Source organism: Paenibacillus provencensis (assembly GCF_042678545.1).
In the GTDB taxonomy this organism is placed as follows: Bacteria; Bacillota; Bacilli; order Paenibacillales; family Paenibacillaceae; genus Paenibacillus; species Paenibacillus provencensis.
Genome location: NZ_JBHTKX010000014.1, coordinates 26,451 through 41,731, shown reverse-complemented (window position 1 = coordinate 41,731; position 15,281 = coordinate 26,451). Strand labels below are relative to the sequence as shown.

Genomic DNA, 15,281 nt, shown 5'->3' with positions numbered 1-15,281 from the left:
TTAAACTTCATGATAGAGCGACCTCCAGATGGGCTTTTTGAGGCAATGACCTCGTGCGTAACCCCATCATAACGAGGCGTTCTTTTTTATTCAAACTCCAAATATTCGTATTACAGGAATTCTAACGGGATACGACCGACCGTCAGTAGTTACGAATTATATTTTGGGAAAAACGAATCTTCAAAACACAATTTTGGGCCTGGTGATCGAAGAGAAGAGAGAACTATTAACTCCGATTATCGAGAAGGCGATTCCTGAAAAGAAACCTAAGATTATAAAAAACAAAAATATTATTCAATTGACCACTAATAAACGGGGGCGCCGCTGTAAATACAACAAGAAAAAATGTATTGAGATATTACATCAGGTTTCAAACCATCTAGGTACGAACTTTACTAAGATGGATTACCTTAGGTTTAAACGCAACCATAAAGCTTACCCTAGTCCAATCACCATAGTTAAGCATGTTGGCGGCAAAAATGCCTCCTGGGTAGAGGTGTTACGTATCGCTGGTTTGTATGACAAAAACCTTCCTATTGCTAAATAGAAGGACAAGCAGTAAGAAAAGTGTAATTAATAGAAAGTAAAAAGACAGTATAGCAAGAAATAATGCTAGATTTCCTTTGAAGTGTCTATCAAGTATAATTATACATAATCATATATCGGATTGTAGAAGCACCTCGAAGTGGGCGTCAGTCTATTTTGTGGTGCTTTCTGCCTTGTATTGCTGCTACAGTCTTCAATCTAACTAATTATAACGGAGGGGGATTTCTAATGAATTTCAAATCGCTAGCAAGATTGATGGGAATTCTACCGGATAATAGTACTGACTCGAAAATTGTTGCGGAGCACTTTGAGGCAGTGCTTATTAATCAGATGAATTTACCTTTTAAATATAAGGAGTTTTCGAACTTATTATCCGAAGTTTCTGATACGAATAAACGTTCCATGGCAAATTTCTTGAATCTAAAAATAAGAGCAACAACAGATCGTCCTTTCCCTGACGGACAGTTTATCCAGCTTCTACGAACCCGAATGAACAAAAAAGAAGTAAAATCGAAGGTAATTCAAGCGCTAGTAACGCAGATTATTCCGCTATACGAAGATATGGACGAGCTTAACGTCGAAGGATACTTGGCAGAGGAAAAGAATTTGATAGAAAGTTATGGTCCATGGCATTATTATTGGTCACTTCGCTTTTTCCCAATTGAAGATGATCGGATAAAGGAGCGTTTAATTCAACTTGAATCCGACCTTCCAGATCCAATACGGGATGAGGTGGATAAGTCTAATCTAGATTCCAATCTTCAAGGTAAGAAAAAGCCAGACGAAAGCAAGGAAAGCCTCATTATTGTCCACGAGAGAGAGCTTCGACAAAAAGCTGAGCAGGTGATTGCTTACATTACAGAGAGAGCTCAGAACGCTCGAGAAGAGCCATCAGCGATTAACTAGCGAATATAACATGCTGAAGACTGACTATGAATCCAATGAGAAAATTGTGATCGAGCTTCAGCAATTCTCTGAAGCCGAGAAAATGAGAGCCTCGACGCTGGAGCGAGAAAAGCTCGAATTAGCAAATCAGCTACGAAAGGCTCAAAAAAGTATCGACCTTCGGGAAGCAAGTGAGCAGAATCTGAAAACTAAACATGAAGCAGAGATAATTCGATTTAAAAGCGTAATCAATCGATTGAACAGTGAATTGGCTTCCTTAAAAGAGCAAGGGCGTACTGAGCTTATGGTGGATAGAATAATTCAAGTTTTGAACTTGAGAGTGGATAACCTGTATGCAATCATGCGCGGCAGCAGCGCTCCTCAACAAAAGGAATTGATTAGAGCAAAACTTAGCGATGCTTTACTTCTGATTAACTCATTAGAGTCATTCTTTAAGTCCACTCATGACGAATTTTCTTCCAAGACAGAGTCTTTTTACTCCGATTCCTCGAACGGAGCACCGGCTATATCAGATCTTGATCGGATTACGAAACCAATGGAGATTAGAGATGAGAGTACTCAACAAAAAGAAACTGAGAGTAGCAAACCAAGTTTAGGAACATTTTTCCGCAAGGATCATGGTGGATACATTGTGATGGAGAACAATGAGACTTTCAATATCCCGGAGTCCGTGGTTAATTCTATTGGACTCGAGCATGAAGCTGAGGTTGCTTGTGAACCTCAGGCACGAGAAGATGGATCAGTAGCTCAGAATATCCAACTATTGTTGCAAGGTGATGATTCACACGCCCCCATCCATCAGTATATGGGATATATCGAACTGGGGAGCCACTTTACTTACTATTGCGTGGATATAAACAATCCAGAGAATAAGTTCCCGATCTATGAGAAGGACGTGGATATGCAGGATCCACAAGATGGTGATCCGTGCTCGTTTAATGTAGCGATCGGCGGTGACTACGCCAGATTATCTAGAGTGTTTAAACGGACTGAGCCTCTGGCAACGCATGAATCCTTATTGAAGACCAAAACATCCAACCGATCAAAAGCTGAGAAACAAGTGGGGGAACGTTTTCTTGAAGGCTGCAAAATCGTCATTGTAGGTGGCTTGTCTAAATGGTTTGAAGTGGTGGTGAAGGAAACAGGTGCAGAGCTTATTCATGAGACTGGAGAGAATCCAGAGCGAATACATGCTCAGCTCCGTCGCGCAAATGCGATGTTCCTGCTCCTTTCCGCCAATTCTCACAAAGCGACGTGGAGCTGTATTGATATCGCCAAAGAGAATCGAATTCCCCACTTCCGAATTGAAGGATCGAAATCGAATCTTCGGATGCAGCTGTGGGAAAATCAGCAAATCATTCGCGGCGAGCACGTCCATGGTGAACATGAGTAAGTTAATCGTATAAGAGAAAAAACAAGCTTTAACAATACGATCTCGTATTTACAGTCACTATCACTCGACGTATAATTAAAGCAATTGAATACGGATATGGGGAAGCACCCCTAACATGAACCATCAGTCATGTTAGGGGTGCTTTCTCGTTTAAAGGGAGAGTGTATGGGGACTTGAGAAAGCTTGTATTGAGCGTAATATTAGCAGTTTTGCTTTCCGGATGCAGCGGAGGAGTAAATTCTACTCCAGGGGTGTACGAACCCTTGCAGGAATCATATGATGCATATGATGCTACCGTATTGTCCGGACAGCAGGCGGACAGTAGTTTACAGCGATTGAAGGAGCGTTTAGCAGTTATCGTTGTAAAAGGCAAAGATAGTTATGTATTTGGTGATGCTGAAAAGGCGGTTCCACATCTTAGTCACTTTAATCAAATGGATTCGTATGACCGTGAGAATGTCATCGACATAAATGGTACGTATCACAGCCTTGTACTAAGAGATATGAACAATAAAGTCATTGGGATACAACTGACCGAGCGGGAAACCACGCATATTGTATCCGAGAAGCCATAGTAGAAGCCCGCTTCCTCTCAAAGGAGCTGCTTCGTATACTATTATGATAAAACCTTCACTTCTCTATATGAGCAACCGATGTAAAAGAAGAACTGAACAATAACTTATGTCGTGAGACTATCGAAGTATGCTATGGCTGCTGCAAAATTATATTGTTGCTAGTTTCTTAAATATCGGGGGAGACTATTGGTAAACATTGCACTCGCAGAGAGAAAGCAGGTATTTAATATAGAGTAGGAAAAGGAAGGGGATTCAGTGTGAGAAGGTTAGATATAGACCTTACATCTTATAGTGCATCAGAAAGGACATTTGTCGATCTATTTGAGATATACGGTAGAGAATCTCTTATAACTGAATTTTTGTTGGGCCTAGAAAGAGAAGATGCCACGGTAAAAGCATTTAAAGAATTCGCTGGCATTCAGAAAGACCCCTTTGCAAATAGGGAAGTATTTCTCGCTTCCCTCCATGTGACGACCAACAATGACTTTTGTGAAACTCTAAAGAGGAAGGGCCTACTTAATCTACAGAGTGCTTTAATAGAAGATACCCCTCTGAAGGTGTTCTTCCAGGAACACGGAATTACCGTAGATCCGAATCGGGCCGAACTAACACATCAAGGGAAGACATACAAGCTAAATCCCCTTTCCAGATACGCAACTGGTGAGGGTGAGGAATGGCATATTCAGCAGGTTTCGTTTAAGTTGTATAGGGATGAGCCGGTATGGGGATTTGTTTGTTCTAATAATGTATTTGGTTACGGAGGTCATGTGGATAAGCGTCCAGAATTTCTGAAAGATGTAGGGGATCTTGTGGGCATCCCAGAAATGGTGAATCAGTGGGAGGAGCAGACATCAACGTACATCCTAAAGTTTAGTCTGCCGAACCGAAAATATGATTACCCTAAAGAATTGGAGTTTCTAGGTGACCTCGTTGTTAAAACTGTATATGACTACCTTATACATGGGGGTCCGAGAGAGAACGTAATCTCCTATTTACCTATAGGGGAGAAAGTGCGTTCTCACGAAATTGTTTTCTACTACACAGTCGACGAGTTTAATCGATATCTAGATAGTTAAACAGGTGCCACTCTCAGGAGCTACTCGTTATGCTTAATATGAGTGCTGCCCTGAAATCTTTTTTGATTAACTACATAAGCTATTTTGTTATCTGGAATTCGCATAGTTTTTGATATATAATTGTAATAATCAAATATCCTAATGGGGAAGCACCTCATAAGAAATCAGATGATTTCTTATGAGGTGCTTTTTTTGTTCGCTCAACTCCGGAAAGCAAACAAGATAAACCGGCTAATGGCCAATTAAAAGCAAAGGGGATGCTAGAAATGTTTATGAATAAGAAGCAAAAAGGATTTGGAAATAAGGTAGCTCTGATCACAAGTTTAGGGTTTGCAATTGTACTGCTAACTTCGTTAGCGATCGTTGCCGCGTGGTCAGACCAAGAAGAAGTTTACCCTACATACGAGGATGTTAAAGAGGAAATATCAGTTTCAGCAGGCGATTATAAATTGGATAAACAGGCGTACATAGGAGATCCTAATGCACCGGTTAAGGTTATTGAGTTCATTGACTATAAATGTCCTTACTGCAAGGCATGGAACACAGAAAATTTTGATGATTTTAAAGAAAAGTACATCGATACCGGCAAGGTTCAGTTCTTTGTCATAAACTTCTCATTTCTTGGTCCCGATAGTCTTAAGGCTGCGATGGTTGGGGAGATTCTTTGGAAGCAAAATTCGGAGGCGTTCTGGGAATACGAAAAGGCTATCTATGAAAATCAAGGCGACAAGGGAACGATATGGGCTAATGAAAAGTTTCTTCTTGATTTGATCGAGAAGCATGTTCCGCACGGGGACGCTGCAGCGGTTAAAAAGAGCCTAGATAATCTAGAAGGTCTTTATGAAGTTAAGGAAGATCTCGCTATTACACAAGCAAATGGTGTTCCGAGTGTTCCGACTTTCATAGTGGACAGTAAGCAGTATACAAATCCGGCAATTAGTGATCTCTACGAAATCATTGATTCGAAGCTAGTAAAGTCTCAATATTGAGAGCAGCGTATTATAAAATTTACAATGTTGCAGAGCTACTTATGAAGATAGATTAACCGGATAAGAGAGTAGTTCGTTTTATTTTTCTTTTTCCACCAACATTTCATTTGGAGGGATATCACATATGGCTAAAGTGCTTGTAACTGATGATGCAGTTTTTATGAGAATGATAGTAAAAGAGATACTTATAAAAGGAGGGCATGAGGTGATTGCCGAAGCTTCGAATGGAGTAGAAGCTGTTGCACAGTACCATCTACATAAACCCGATATTGTGACTATGGACATTACCATGCCTGAAATGGATGGAATTCAAGCAGTGAAAGAGATAAAAAAGAGCTTTCCTGAAGCAAAAATCATAATGTGCTCTGCAATGGGGCAGCAGGCTATGGTCATAAAGGCTATTCAATCCGGGGCCAATGATTTTGTAGTTAAACCGTTTCAAGCGGATAGGGTATTAGAGAGTGTAGATAAAGTCTTAGGGTAACCCAAACAGTAAGAAATTCAATTAAGAACTTGTTGTCTTGAATACTGAAGAAATCATAAGTTATACCTTGCTTGAAAGAGTTTTACTTAAATGACCAGAGGTTATCATGAATGAGAGTTAATGAATCTAGGCTACGAATGGAAAGGTATCTGTAAAAGATGTTTGCCAGTTTCAGTAAGGAAAGCAGGTAGATAAGTTGGAGTTAATTGATTGGCTTGTGATTATATTTGTTTTTTGGTTTCTCTGTAGTCTTATAGTCATTTGCATAGGAATTACTGTTATAGCACGATACAGGCGCCTTCTAAAAGAAAAGAAACCAAATGAGGGGGAGGATATTAATAAGCAAATTTAGTGTAAATGACCAGGTATATCAGACTTCGACACTCACAAGGAGTCAAGCTTACAGTTGCTTGTGATGTTAAAAGCGAATCTAATGGAAGAATAAATAAACAAGCTTGAAATATTAGTTTTTAAAGGATAATATATTTTTACGATAAATATTTCAGCAGATATTATCGTCTGAAAGCCGTCCAAAATAATGGGCGGTTTTCTTGTGTTAACGGGAAATAATGCGGAGTTTTGGCTCCACGTCTGATTCAGTTTGAAATGAAAAAGACACCTGCTATTTAAGGGTGTCCTTTTACAAGCTATACTTCAATGATCAATACTATACCAAGTAGATACTCCGTCTTCTTGATAACCTAACAGTTCTGTAATACGACCTGCTGCAACGACTCGATCCGAGGGTGTAGTATACGAAAGATGTTCTGAGCGAATTGGTTCGTAAATAGTCTCGTTTAGAAAAGCCAGATAGTAATACGTTTCATCGTAAATAGGGTGAGGAGAGGACTTGACTAAATTTACGATCTTTCTAACATCTTCTTGGTAGTAACGTTCATTTACATTACTTCTTTTATATTTAAACTCAATAACAGCTATAACTTCCTGAATTTCATTTAAGTCGTCCAGCTGTGCGACAGCAAGATCAGCCCTGCTACCTGGTACGTTTATATCTCTGTAATTTAATTCGGTATAGATCCGTAATTTCTGTTCCATAAGTAAATCAGATAAGGAGGAACGAAGATGGAAGTAAAATGCGTTTTTAAGTGAATCTTCTCTTAGTAGGAAATTGTCATGATAATCTTTAGATATATTGTTTTCCCATATCTCTTTTATTGTTTTATGGATTAAACCTTTAATCATATTTACACCTCAAAGCATTGAAATTTAATGACGTTAATTATATTTATAAAAGAGAGTCGATATGATTTATATAACAAGTCGGTTCTTAAAAACTGAGTTTGTACTTCATAAGCTTGCGTTCTCCTGATTGGGTAGATTGATACAAAATTCCATCCCCAAAATAGTAAAATTCATTATATACCGAGTTATCATAACTGAAGGTGGCTAGTCGTCCCAAGCTCTTTTCATCCATAAAAGTAATTTTATCATCATAGAGGAACATGAGGGTACCGTCTTTTGATGTTGTCACAGAATAAGCAGAATCGGATCCCAATGAGAGATTTTTGACCAGTCCTTTTTTATCGAATAAATGAATTGTGTTGTTCAGAATAAAGTAATATCCTTTTCCATCAGAAGTAAATATCTCTGAACGCGAGTAAGATTTATTTACTTTGAATGTTTTTTTCCACAATAGTTTTCCTTTCTGATCTTTGGCCATCAATATATGTAATCCTTGTTGGTTCGTATCTGAATATATTACTGTCCCGTCGCGTAGTACACCTTCAACGAAGAGACCATTTACTTTTTGCGTGAACTTTAGATTAAACTTACTGTCATAAAATGAATAGGTTGATTTATATTCTTTCCCTGTACCAGACCAATTTTTAATCGTCACAAAATAACCATTTTGATAATCGTTGATGAATTCTGAGACCTTCTTTTTCTTAATCAACCTTCCTTGTTGAGTAAAGTTGTATGTCATATAGCTAGAAGCTGAAAGTTTCAAATAGACAAGAAGGGTACCGTCCTCTAGTATGTATTGTCCTACAGCTCCTGCAGCATTGGTTGTTTTATCAGTAAAGGTATAGGTCCATATTTGTTTCCCTTTCTGATTAAAAGCTCGTAACTTGTAATAGAGATCTTTAGAACTGCCTTTCCTATGGCCAGTGACTACAGAAATAACTCCTTGAGAAGTAACCTGATTTAAGTAACCAAAATAACCAGATAAAACGGAAGTTGAGTTAATGATATCTACTTCTGAGCTTTTTGCACCAGTCTTATCATTGAGTACAGAAATAACGTATTCATCTCCTATAGTAAACAGGAGATTATTGACTTTACGTACGTCACCTGTTCGGTGATCAACTACCCATTCAGGATCGGGGAGTTCTTTTACCTTGTTATCCGAAGCCATTACTTTCGGATTCAACGGACTTATGGCCAAGCAGATACATAATAGAATCAACACTAACGTTCTTTTCATTTTTTTCCTCCTATTATCATGAATACAATCCATTCGTTTATCGGTTAAAACATGGTCCCTTATTAGAGAAAGCAAATGCTGTTTACGGTTTGCGAGGACTTAGGAGAAATTGATTGAGTACGAAATGGTGGATTTACTAAAATTGTTATTGATATAAGAACGTTTGTTTGAGTATAATATACAAACAAATGTTCTTATAGGGGTGATGAATATGCTGCCTGATTTCGAGCGCAAGATACTTAGAATTCTATACAACTACATTAATCAGCGGAGAAGAATGCCTACCTTAAATGAACTTGAAACTAAAACGGGGCAGGATAAGAAACGGATATCAGAAGCTCTGATGTTCCTGAAAAAGGACAACTACATATCATGGGATGATCAATCTGATTTGAATACTATTATCATTCTTGAGGGGTGGGAAAGGGAGTCCTCACGTCCTCAGCCACAAATTACAGATAGTGGTTCTGTGGATTATTGGACCAGGTATTAATTTTATGAAAAAGCTGAGAGGAAACGGTATTTTTGAAGGATCGAGAATAATATATCCTGAACATCGAGAAGCTTGGACACGTAGGAGAAACGAGCTTGAACGAATGGAGCATCGTAAGCCTAATCTCGATGAACAAGAAATACGGCATATTGAATTTTTGTTAGTCGACTCCTTCAATAATCGGAAACCAATTACTTTAACGGTTTATCACGAAGTTGAAAATAAGAGATACATTGGTATCGTGACAATAATTAGTGCGAGTAATCGTGAGATCAAACTAACTGTATTTAAAGATGAATGGCATTGGATTAACATTGGGAATATTGTATCCGCAAATCTTTGATTTCTGTGATCTAACAGCTTAGAGACACTTTGTATTAAAATGAGATTTATGACGCCCTTTTCGATTGAGTGAAGGGCTTATCTCTTTGCTTGCTTATATGGCCCTAAACATAACGAGCTCACGATGTAGGCGTTTTGGATGTCCTGTAGGCAAGGTAGAGAAGGGCCTGGAGAGAATAAGACGGTTCGGGTTTATGATAGAACAACTGCTGCAATCTCAGTAGATGCTCTATATACTAAGGAGATATACGATTAAAGATAGGGGGTATAATGACAACAAAAAACGTGGGTCTCTAAGAAACCCACGTTTATTGCAGCTGATTTTTATAACTAATATAATTGTATTCATTATTCCTAGATAATATACCATCGTCCTTCAAATCTTACTGATAAGAACACTCCGTATATAACAACACAACAATGGATATTATAGTTATTACATCCGTGAGAATTAGCATAAAAAACCGTCTTCTGTGAACTGCACCCCTAATGTTAGATGGTGTCTAACATTAGGGGTGCAGTTCACTATGCGGGTGGCCTTCATTTACTACTTTTCCATCAACAATTCAAAGCAGTTTAGTAAAAGTACATAAGTTTGCTCGAAGGTGAGCTCACCTTTAGGGTTGAATTGATTCTTCGCCATGCCGTTCATTAAGGAAAGGTTTACTGCTTGATATACCTGTTCCTTTGCCCAAGGTGAGATTTTTGTATCGTCCGCGAACAATGAAGTTGTAGTAGATCCAGCAGCAGAATCGGTTGTACCCTGCAGCTCTTTTGTTTTTTCATATACCTTAATGATAAGCGCGGCTGCTTGTTCTCTAGTAATCGTTGCTATTGGAGAGAATGTATTGGGCGATGTACCGTTAATGATGCCGTTCTGGTTTGCCCAAGTAATGTTCCAATCATCTATATCGTTAAAAGGGGACTCGACGCCTAATACATCAGTATATAGATCACGACCAAGCACCGTTTCGATCATATGTACTGCCATCTCTGTAAATTCCATTCTGTTGATCGACCGCTGATAAGATCGATCAAATGGCCATCCAATAAGTCCGTTTGCTTTTGCCTGCATGTAATCCGCCTGAGCCCAGTTACTTACTTTGTTTTCTTCCGGAACATCTTCCACTTCAATGTAGACAATACTTCTCATTCCTAAGTAATTATTAACAGAAATCCAAGTTGATCCCTTACCTATAGCTGTGACTTTACCAGTTGAATCAATCTTAACGATGCGGTTATCTCCGCTCTCAAAGGTATTTCCGCTGGTCTGGAAGCCTTCAGCAAGGCCCATTTGAAGGGTCTCTCCTTTATTAAGCTCGATATCATAGCGAGCCAATAAAGTAGGCATTAGCTTGAAAAACGTTGTCGTGAATTTAATCTCCGTTGGACTTCCTCCAACGGTGTATATACCTGTAATTTCAACGTCGAAGGCATCATCCATCGCAAAATCCCCTATCCCATCAGGTCTGAAAACAATTGCGAAAGAAACCCCATATGGTCCTGTATCCACATTAAAATACTTGCCGGATTTATCCTTGTCGTTCTCATCAAAGCTCCATACTTTTCCGTCCCTCACTCGGGTTAACTTCACTTGAATCTGGTCGGTTTTTTTTCTATCATACTTCTCTGGATTCATAGATACAGACCATGGATCGATTGTTCTGAAAACTTCTTCAGGAAAGTAACCTGCAGACGGCCAGGCGATGTAATCATACTGGACCTCGGACTTTGGACGGCTTTTGTCAAATGCGTACATCGATTCGTATGCAACGTTGTTAGTTGCATGTGCCATGCCGAACATGGTTTGTTTCATCTCTGGATTGATGATCCATCTGCGGTGTCCTACACGGTCGATATTTGATGCGCTTCTGTCAGCCATATAACCTAGCACGTTGTTATAAAAAGTTGGGCCTCCGGAGTATAGGTTGCTTGTCCTTGCTCCTTCTTTACCTGAGGCATATAACGCTTCGTCTATACCTGCAGGTTTGCTTGGATAATGAGTTAGTTGTTTATTTGCTGCGATAACCATTGCAGCCGCCTGTTGCTGGTCTGCAAGTGAATAGTTTGCTGTAACGTCATCTGGTAATCCAGCCAGGTACCTTACAAAATTAACAGCTCGAATACCATCCTCAACATATTTGGATTTTATCCTGCCTGCTTTAAAGGGAGCTGTGACGCTGGGAGATTCTGAGTAAATTTGGTCAGCCGGCATGTAGGCTGTTCCTGTTTCCATGGGCTTGTATTGTTCCCATTTATTCAAGACATCCTGTTTTGTTCGTTGCTCCGTCAGCTGCTGTACATTAGCTGCCTGTGCATCGGGGGCCGATAAGACTGTAGCGATCAGCATTGCCGCAGGTAGAATCAGCCATTTCCTCGATCTTCTGAGTGATAATTTCATCGTTTTAAGCCACCTTGCTTAAGTATTTTCTCCCTTAATTCCACAAAGATTAATCTATCGGAAATTTAGGACGTATTTATATTTATCGGAAGGTTCATCAGGATATCTTACAAAAATTGACCCTTCAATTTGTGCTGAAGGAGAGAATCGGTAGCTGCTGAATCTTTCTTGCTTCGTTTTTACGCCTGTTTACCTCCGCATGGTAATAAGGGCAAAACGACTAAATCTTTCAGGAGACTTATACAATGATAAAGTAAAGAGGAAGTAATTAAAAAAGTAAATAAAAAGTATATACATAAGCAAGGTAAATATATATTATATAATTACCAATATTTTTAGGGAGGATTTAAAAATGATTATTATAAAAATTAAGGAAGTACCTACAACAGCTTCAGGACTTAAAGAGCGCACTTCGCGTGCTTGGAAAGCTAACATAAAGAAATATATTAATGAGAACAGATTGATTGTTGTGCACCAGGGAGTTATTTTGGAAGAGTACGAAGTGAATTCCGTTATGCCGGATAGATTAGAACTTAATAGGATTTGTTTTGATTTGACCGAAGTACAAGACAGTCAATTAAGAGGTCTGATTATTAACTACAAGACCAGCAATCCTTGTACCATAATGGATGCTGAAGAGCTTGGAGATATTATTATGGTGAATGATACAAGGTACTGTACAGTGAAAGCTGAAGGAGATCTCGACTTGAAAACTTATAGACCGGTAATTCAGAGAATTAAAATAAAAAAGCTCGACCGCGAAGAAATTAGATTTGCTTACTATAATATTGATGACGAAGGAAAACATCATTTTCAACCGAGGCCTCTTGACTTAGTAGAAGATGAAATGATTGCATTGATTGCTCAGGGCGTGAAGAAAGGGGTATTTAGCAAGGATGGATTGAGCAAATTACGTGATTTATTTATTCAAATCTCTGCTACAAGCAGTAAGGAGAGCTAATATAAGCGGCTAGATTAAGATCGACTAAAGAAGAGGAATTACGATCACATAAAGACTATCCGGAAAGAAAGCACACTTCTGTAATTCAGAGCTATAAGGAGAGTATGAGGAAAATGAAAAACAAAATAATAATGTCTGTCTTGCTATCATTAACTTTGTTGTTGAGTGGTTGTAGCAATACAGAAGAGTTAATACATACGGAAGTAAGGAATGATACACAAAATGAAACGACTGTAGAACATCCTGCTAATGTAACTTCTGATGATAAAAATACGGATCCCGAAGCGAAACCAGATAAAGAAAGAGATATTGATTTTTCGAAGTATGAGCTCATTGAAATAGACGGTGGTGATTTGTCTGGATTTCGCAAACCAAATGCTATCGTTGACATTGGCTATGGGAATAGAGAATATTGGGCATTTACTAATGAACACGGCCAATTAATACGAGTGATTGCAGACGAAATAGTCCTACAAGATGACCGTAACGAACCCGTCTTATCAAATGGTAGATACTATAACGATGAGGCAAAAGTACCTGGTGTCGAAAGTGACAGCTTAGATGAAGGACACATTATTGCTGATTCTTTGGGTGGGGTATCAAATGCGTACAACATTACTCCGCAAAATAGTACACTCAATCGTCATGGTGACCAAGCATATATGGAAGAAGTAATTCGTAGCGCAGGTGGAGCAACTAATTTTGAAGCGATCATCACTTATCCGAACACTGAAACCCAGATTCCTTCAAGTTATCAATATATCTATACCGTGAAGGGTAATGAAATCATTGATACATTCGAAAATGCGAACCCTGACGAAATCAATGAATCACTCGGTTTAACAAAAATTACTGAGTATGATCCAGTGGATACAAATAAATCCATTGCCAGTATCGACACAAACGGCAATGGAATTGTGACCATAAAAGAAGCAAAAGCAGCCGGCTTCAGTATGCCAATTACTAGTGAGCATTGGCTTTTTGAATTTATGCGAGATGGTGATGGTGACGGAATTGTGGGTGAGTAATCACTGCAAACGAGAAGAGCCAGATTACCCTCTAATGGGTATCTGGTTTTTTATGTGATCATGTAATGAAAAAAAAGCACGTCACAAAGTCCATAGGGGACAAGTGATGTGCTTCACCGGTAAAAATTTATCGTTTAAAAACTTCATCAAGTCGTTCTTTCAGTAATTCGCTATTTCTCCGACGATGAGTCCGCTGCTCCGAGATGATTTGTGCAGCCGTTTTCGGAGAAATTGCAAATAGTAAAGCGTCCTTTGGCTGACTACCTACTGCCTCGGATACAACACCATTGATTGATACATATACTTTAGTTTTCGGCATGTTGCAACCCTCCTATTAACATTCGCACAAGATCGAAAGCCAGTGCATTATTGTTCATTATAGCACGTATCACGCTGTCTTTGGAAGACATGAACTTTTCAGTATTCCACTCAGGGTCGCACGGTAGGTGGAAGCTCATTACATGATTTGGGAGTCGGAGGCAATAATAAAAGGTGCAGTTTGCTTCCTTGAAGAATATCCGGTCTCCAAGATTACTGTACGTAAGAACGACGTAAGAATCTTGGTTGTCCATCAGATAATACTCTTCTCCCGTAGCATTTCCCGTCCTCCCTAATAACACCATACGGTCATGTTGAAACTTGTACAGCGTTACGGCCGAGCAATTATCATAAGAACCCACAGGCTCTTTTACAAATCCATAGTCATGTTCAACGACATTACCCGTAACTGAGACTTTAAATGACTCCAGAAGTGACTGAACGTTGTGGATCTCAGCAATACTCATACATGGAATTGCCCTGGACAGGGTATCATAAAATTGATCATATAATTCCAGCTGCTGCTCATTCGTTTCAATTGTGTCTTTGAAAGGCATAAGCCGGATTCCTCTCCGTAACAGATCGCTGAAATAACCCTTCCAATCTGGAGCTACAGCTAGATCAATACTCTCAAAGTAGATCCCTCTTTTAACGATGTCATGGATGAAAAACCATACATATGGGTCCACGTGGGAAAATAAATCAGTCTGGCGAAGTGCAACGACAATTTCTCCAGCCGTTGGGTATGAGGAGGTCTCTGCTATATGGGCCTTTTCGTATTCCTCAATAATTCCCTTAGCCTTGGAGAAATATTCAGTTTTAATGGCACTATCCACAAAAACGAGAACTGTTTTGCGTTTGTTACATGCTTCAATCAGCTCCATATGCGTTACAGTACGCTGCGATTGTTCGTAGAAAGTGCCGGCCTTGTTGCTAATGAAGAGCAAAAAGGCATCACATTCCCTAACACATTCGATACACTTTTGTACTGGGTTACTATGAGAATCCCATGCCCCAAAATTTCGTTCAAAGAGCATGGGCTCGTGGCCGAGCTCTCTCAAAATCTCCCACATATTTCCCCGAAGACGGCTAAGAGTATCTTGTGCAACTGAGCTAATAAAGATCTTGGTCTTGGTAAACAAAGCAAGTGTCACATCCAATCAGATTATGTAGTTCATATAACAAATTATAGCGTATTCCTGCATGTCGGTTAATTTTTATAGGCATGTTTTTTATTTAAATATTCCGTTGACGGTAACATCGTATTACGTCATACATAATTCCCTTACCAAACACACGTTCCGTTCGGATTGTTATGATATA

General features: G+C 39.1%; 16 protein-coding genes. 11 read left to right on the top strand and 5 right to left on the bottom strand.

Annotation, left to right across the window (positions count from 1 at the left end):
• Positions 1-163 precede the first annotated feature (163 nt).
• From ACFQ3J_RS26795 to ACFQ3J_RS26765, 7 genes are all read left to right on the top strand, one after another.
• Complete coding sequence (locus tag ACFQ3J_RS26795; RefSeq protein WP_090728179.1) at positions 164-547, top strand: hypothetical protein; 384 nt, start codon at positions 164-166, stop codon at positions 545-547.
• A gap of 227 nt (positions 548-774) precedes the next feature.
• On the top strand, positions 775-1,452 hold the full coding sequence (locus tag ACFQ3J_RS26790) for a hypothetical protein (RefSeq protein WP_090728177.1): 678 nt from the start codon (positions 775-777) through the stop codon (positions 1,450-1,452).
• The gene (locus ACFQ3J_RS26785; RefSeq protein ID WP_139237059.1) at positions 1,394-2,845 is read left to right on the top strand and encodes a DUF2325 domain-containing protein; all 1,452 of its coding nucleotides are present in this window, start codon (positions 1,394-1,396) and stop codon (positions 2,843-2,845) included. Before ACFQ3J_RS26790 ends, ACFQ3J_RS26785 begins: the two co-directional genes overlap by 59 nt.
• A gap of 263 nt (positions 2,846-3,108) precedes the next feature.
• Complete coding sequence (locus tag ACFQ3J_RS26780; protein WP_139237060.1) at positions 3,109-3,420, top strand: hypothetical protein; 312 nt, start codon at positions 3,109-3,111, stop codon at positions 3,418-3,420.
• Between the two features lie 257 nt (positions 3,421-3,677).
• The gene (locus ACFQ3J_RS26775; protein WP_090728172.1) at positions 3,678-4,496 is read left to right on the top strand and encodes a hypothetical protein; all 819 of its coding nucleotides are present in this window, start codon (positions 3,678-3,680) and stop codon (positions 4,494-4,496) included.
• A gap of 266 nt (positions 4,497-4,762) precedes the next feature.
• Positions 4,763-5,485, top strand: coding sequence for a thioredoxin domain-containing protein (locus ACFQ3J_RS26770; protein WP_170862603.1), 723 nt, complete (start codon positions 4,763-4,765; stop codon positions 5,483-5,485).
• A 124-nt stretch (positions 5,486-5,609) separates the two neighbouring features.
• Positions 5,610-5,969 (top strand): response regulator, encoded by a 360-nt coding sequence (locus ACFQ3J_RS26765; RefSeq protein WP_090728169.1) that lies wholly within the window; start codon positions 5,610-5,612, stop codon positions 5,967-5,969.
• Positions 5,970-6,623: 654 nt separating this feature from the next.
• On the opposite strand, the gene ACFQ3J_RS26760 is transcribed toward ACFQ3J_RS26765, so the two are convergent.
• Positions 6,624-7,172, bottom strand: coding sequence for a hypothetical protein (locus ACFQ3J_RS26760; RefSeq protein ID WP_090728167.1), 549 nt, complete (start codon positions 7,170-7,172; stop codon positions 6,624-6,626).
• 85 nt (positions 7,173-7,257) lie between these two features.
• On the bottom strand, positions 7,258-8,415 hold the full coding sequence (locus ACFQ3J_RS26755) for a hypothetical protein (RefSeq protein WP_090728166.1): 1,158 nt from the start codon (positions 8,413-8,415) through the stop codon (positions 7,258-7,260).
• Positions 8,416-8,626: 211 nt separating this feature from the next.
• Between ACFQ3J_RS26755 and ACFQ3J_RS26750 the strand changes: the two genes are divergently transcribed.
• On the top strand, positions 8,627-8,908 hold the full coding sequence (locus ACFQ3J_RS26750; protein WP_177178858.1) for a hypothetical protein: 282 nt from the start codon (positions 8,627-8,629) through the stop codon (positions 8,906-8,908).
• 4 nt (positions 8,909-8,912) lie between these two features.
• A complete protein-coding gene (locus tag ACFQ3J_RS26745; RefSeq protein WP_090728164.1) occupies positions 8,913-9,251 on the top strand; it encodes a YolD-like family protein in 339 nt (112 codons plus the stop codon).
• 546 nt (positions 9,252-9,797) lie between these two features.
• On the opposite strand, the gene ACFQ3J_RS26740 is transcribed toward ACFQ3J_RS26745, so the two are convergent.
• A complete protein-coding gene (locus ACFQ3J_RS26740) occupies positions 9,798-11,651 on the bottom strand; it encodes an S-layer homology domain-containing protein (protein WP_090728163.1) in 1,854 nt (617 codons plus the stop codon).
• A gap of 352 nt (positions 11,652-12,003) precedes the next feature.
• On the opposite strand from ACFQ3J_RS26740, the gene ACFQ3J_RS26735 reads away from it, so the two are divergent.
• Positions 12,004-12,612 (top strand): hypothetical protein, encoded by a 609-nt coding sequence (locus tag ACFQ3J_RS26735; RefSeq protein ID WP_090728161.1) that lies wholly within the window; start codon positions 12,004-12,006, stop codon positions 12,610-12,612.
• 113 nt (positions 12,613-12,725) lie between these two features.
• A complete protein-coding gene (locus ACFQ3J_RS26730; protein WP_090728160.1) occupies positions 12,726-13,640 on the top strand; it encodes a DNA/RNA non-specific endonuclease in 915 nt (304 codons plus the stop codon).
• Positions 13,641-13,767: 127 nt separating this feature from the next.
• On the opposite strand, the gene ACFQ3J_RS26725 is transcribed toward ACFQ3J_RS26730, so the two are convergent.
• The gene (locus tag ACFQ3J_RS26725; RefSeq protein WP_090728157.1) at positions 13,768-13,959 is read right to left on the bottom strand and encodes a hypothetical protein; all 192 of its coding nucleotides are present in this window, start codon (positions 13,957-13,959) and stop codon (positions 13,768-13,770) included.
• Complete coding sequence (locus ACFQ3J_RS26720; RefSeq protein WP_256209965.1) at positions 13,946-15,112, bottom strand: DUF4062 domain-containing protein; 1,167 nt, start codon at positions 15,110-15,112, stop codon at positions 13,946-13,948. Before ACFQ3J_RS26720 ends, ACFQ3J_RS26725 begins: the two co-directional genes overlap by 14 nt.
• Between the last annotated feature and the right edge of the window lie 169 nt (positions 15,113-15,281).

What these genes read in the sequence shown, in the direction of transcription:
- ACFQ3J_RS26735 (WP_090728161.1), top strand. Translation starts at nt 12,004, where the DNA reads ATGATTATTATAAAAATTAAGGAAGTACCTACAACAGCTTCAGGACTT.
- ACFQ3J_RS26765 (WP_090728169.1), top strand. Translation starts at nt 5,610, where the DNA reads ATGGCTAAAGTGCTTGTAACTGATGATGCAGTTTTTATGAGAATGATA.
- ACFQ3J_RS26755 (WP_090728166.1), bottom strand. Translation starts at nt 8,415, where the DNA reads ATGAAAAGAACGTTAGTGTTGATTCTATTATGTATCTGCTTGGCCATA.
- ACFQ3J_RS26725 (WP_090728157.1), bottom strand. Translation starts at nt 13,959, where the DNA reads ATGCCGAAAACTAAAGTATATGTATCAATCAATGGTGTTGTATCCGAG.
- ACFQ3J_RS26790 (WP_090728177.1), top strand. Translation starts at nt 775, where the DNA reads ATGAATTTCAAATCGCTAGCAAGATTGATGGGAATTCTACCGGATAAT.
- ACFQ3J_RS26730 (WP_090728160.1), top strand. Translation starts at nt 12,726, where the DNA reads ATGAAAAACAAAATAATAATGTCTGTCTTGCTATCATTAACTTTGTTG.
- ACFQ3J_RS26770 (WP_170862603.1), top strand. Translation starts at nt 4,763, where the DNA reads ATGTTTATGAATAAGAAGCAAAAAGGATTTGGAAATAAGGTAGCTCTG.
- ACFQ3J_RS26750 (WP_177178858.1), top strand. Translation starts at nt 8,627, where the DNA reads ATGCTGCCTGATTTCGAGCGCAAGATACTTAGAATTCTATACAACTAC.
- ACFQ3J_RS26740 (WP_090728163.1), bottom strand. Translation starts at nt 11,651, where the DNA reads ATGAAATTATCACTCAGAAGATCGAGGAAATGGCTGATTCTACCTGCG.
- ACFQ3J_RS26745 (WP_090728164.1), top strand. Translation starts at nt 8,913, where the DNA reads ATGAAAAAGCTGAGAGGAAACGGTATTTTTGAAGGATCGAGAATAATA.
- ACFQ3J_RS26760 (WP_090728167.1), bottom strand. Translation starts at nt 7,172, where the DNA reads ATGATTAAAGGTTTAATCCATAAAACAATAAAAGAGATATGGGAAAAC.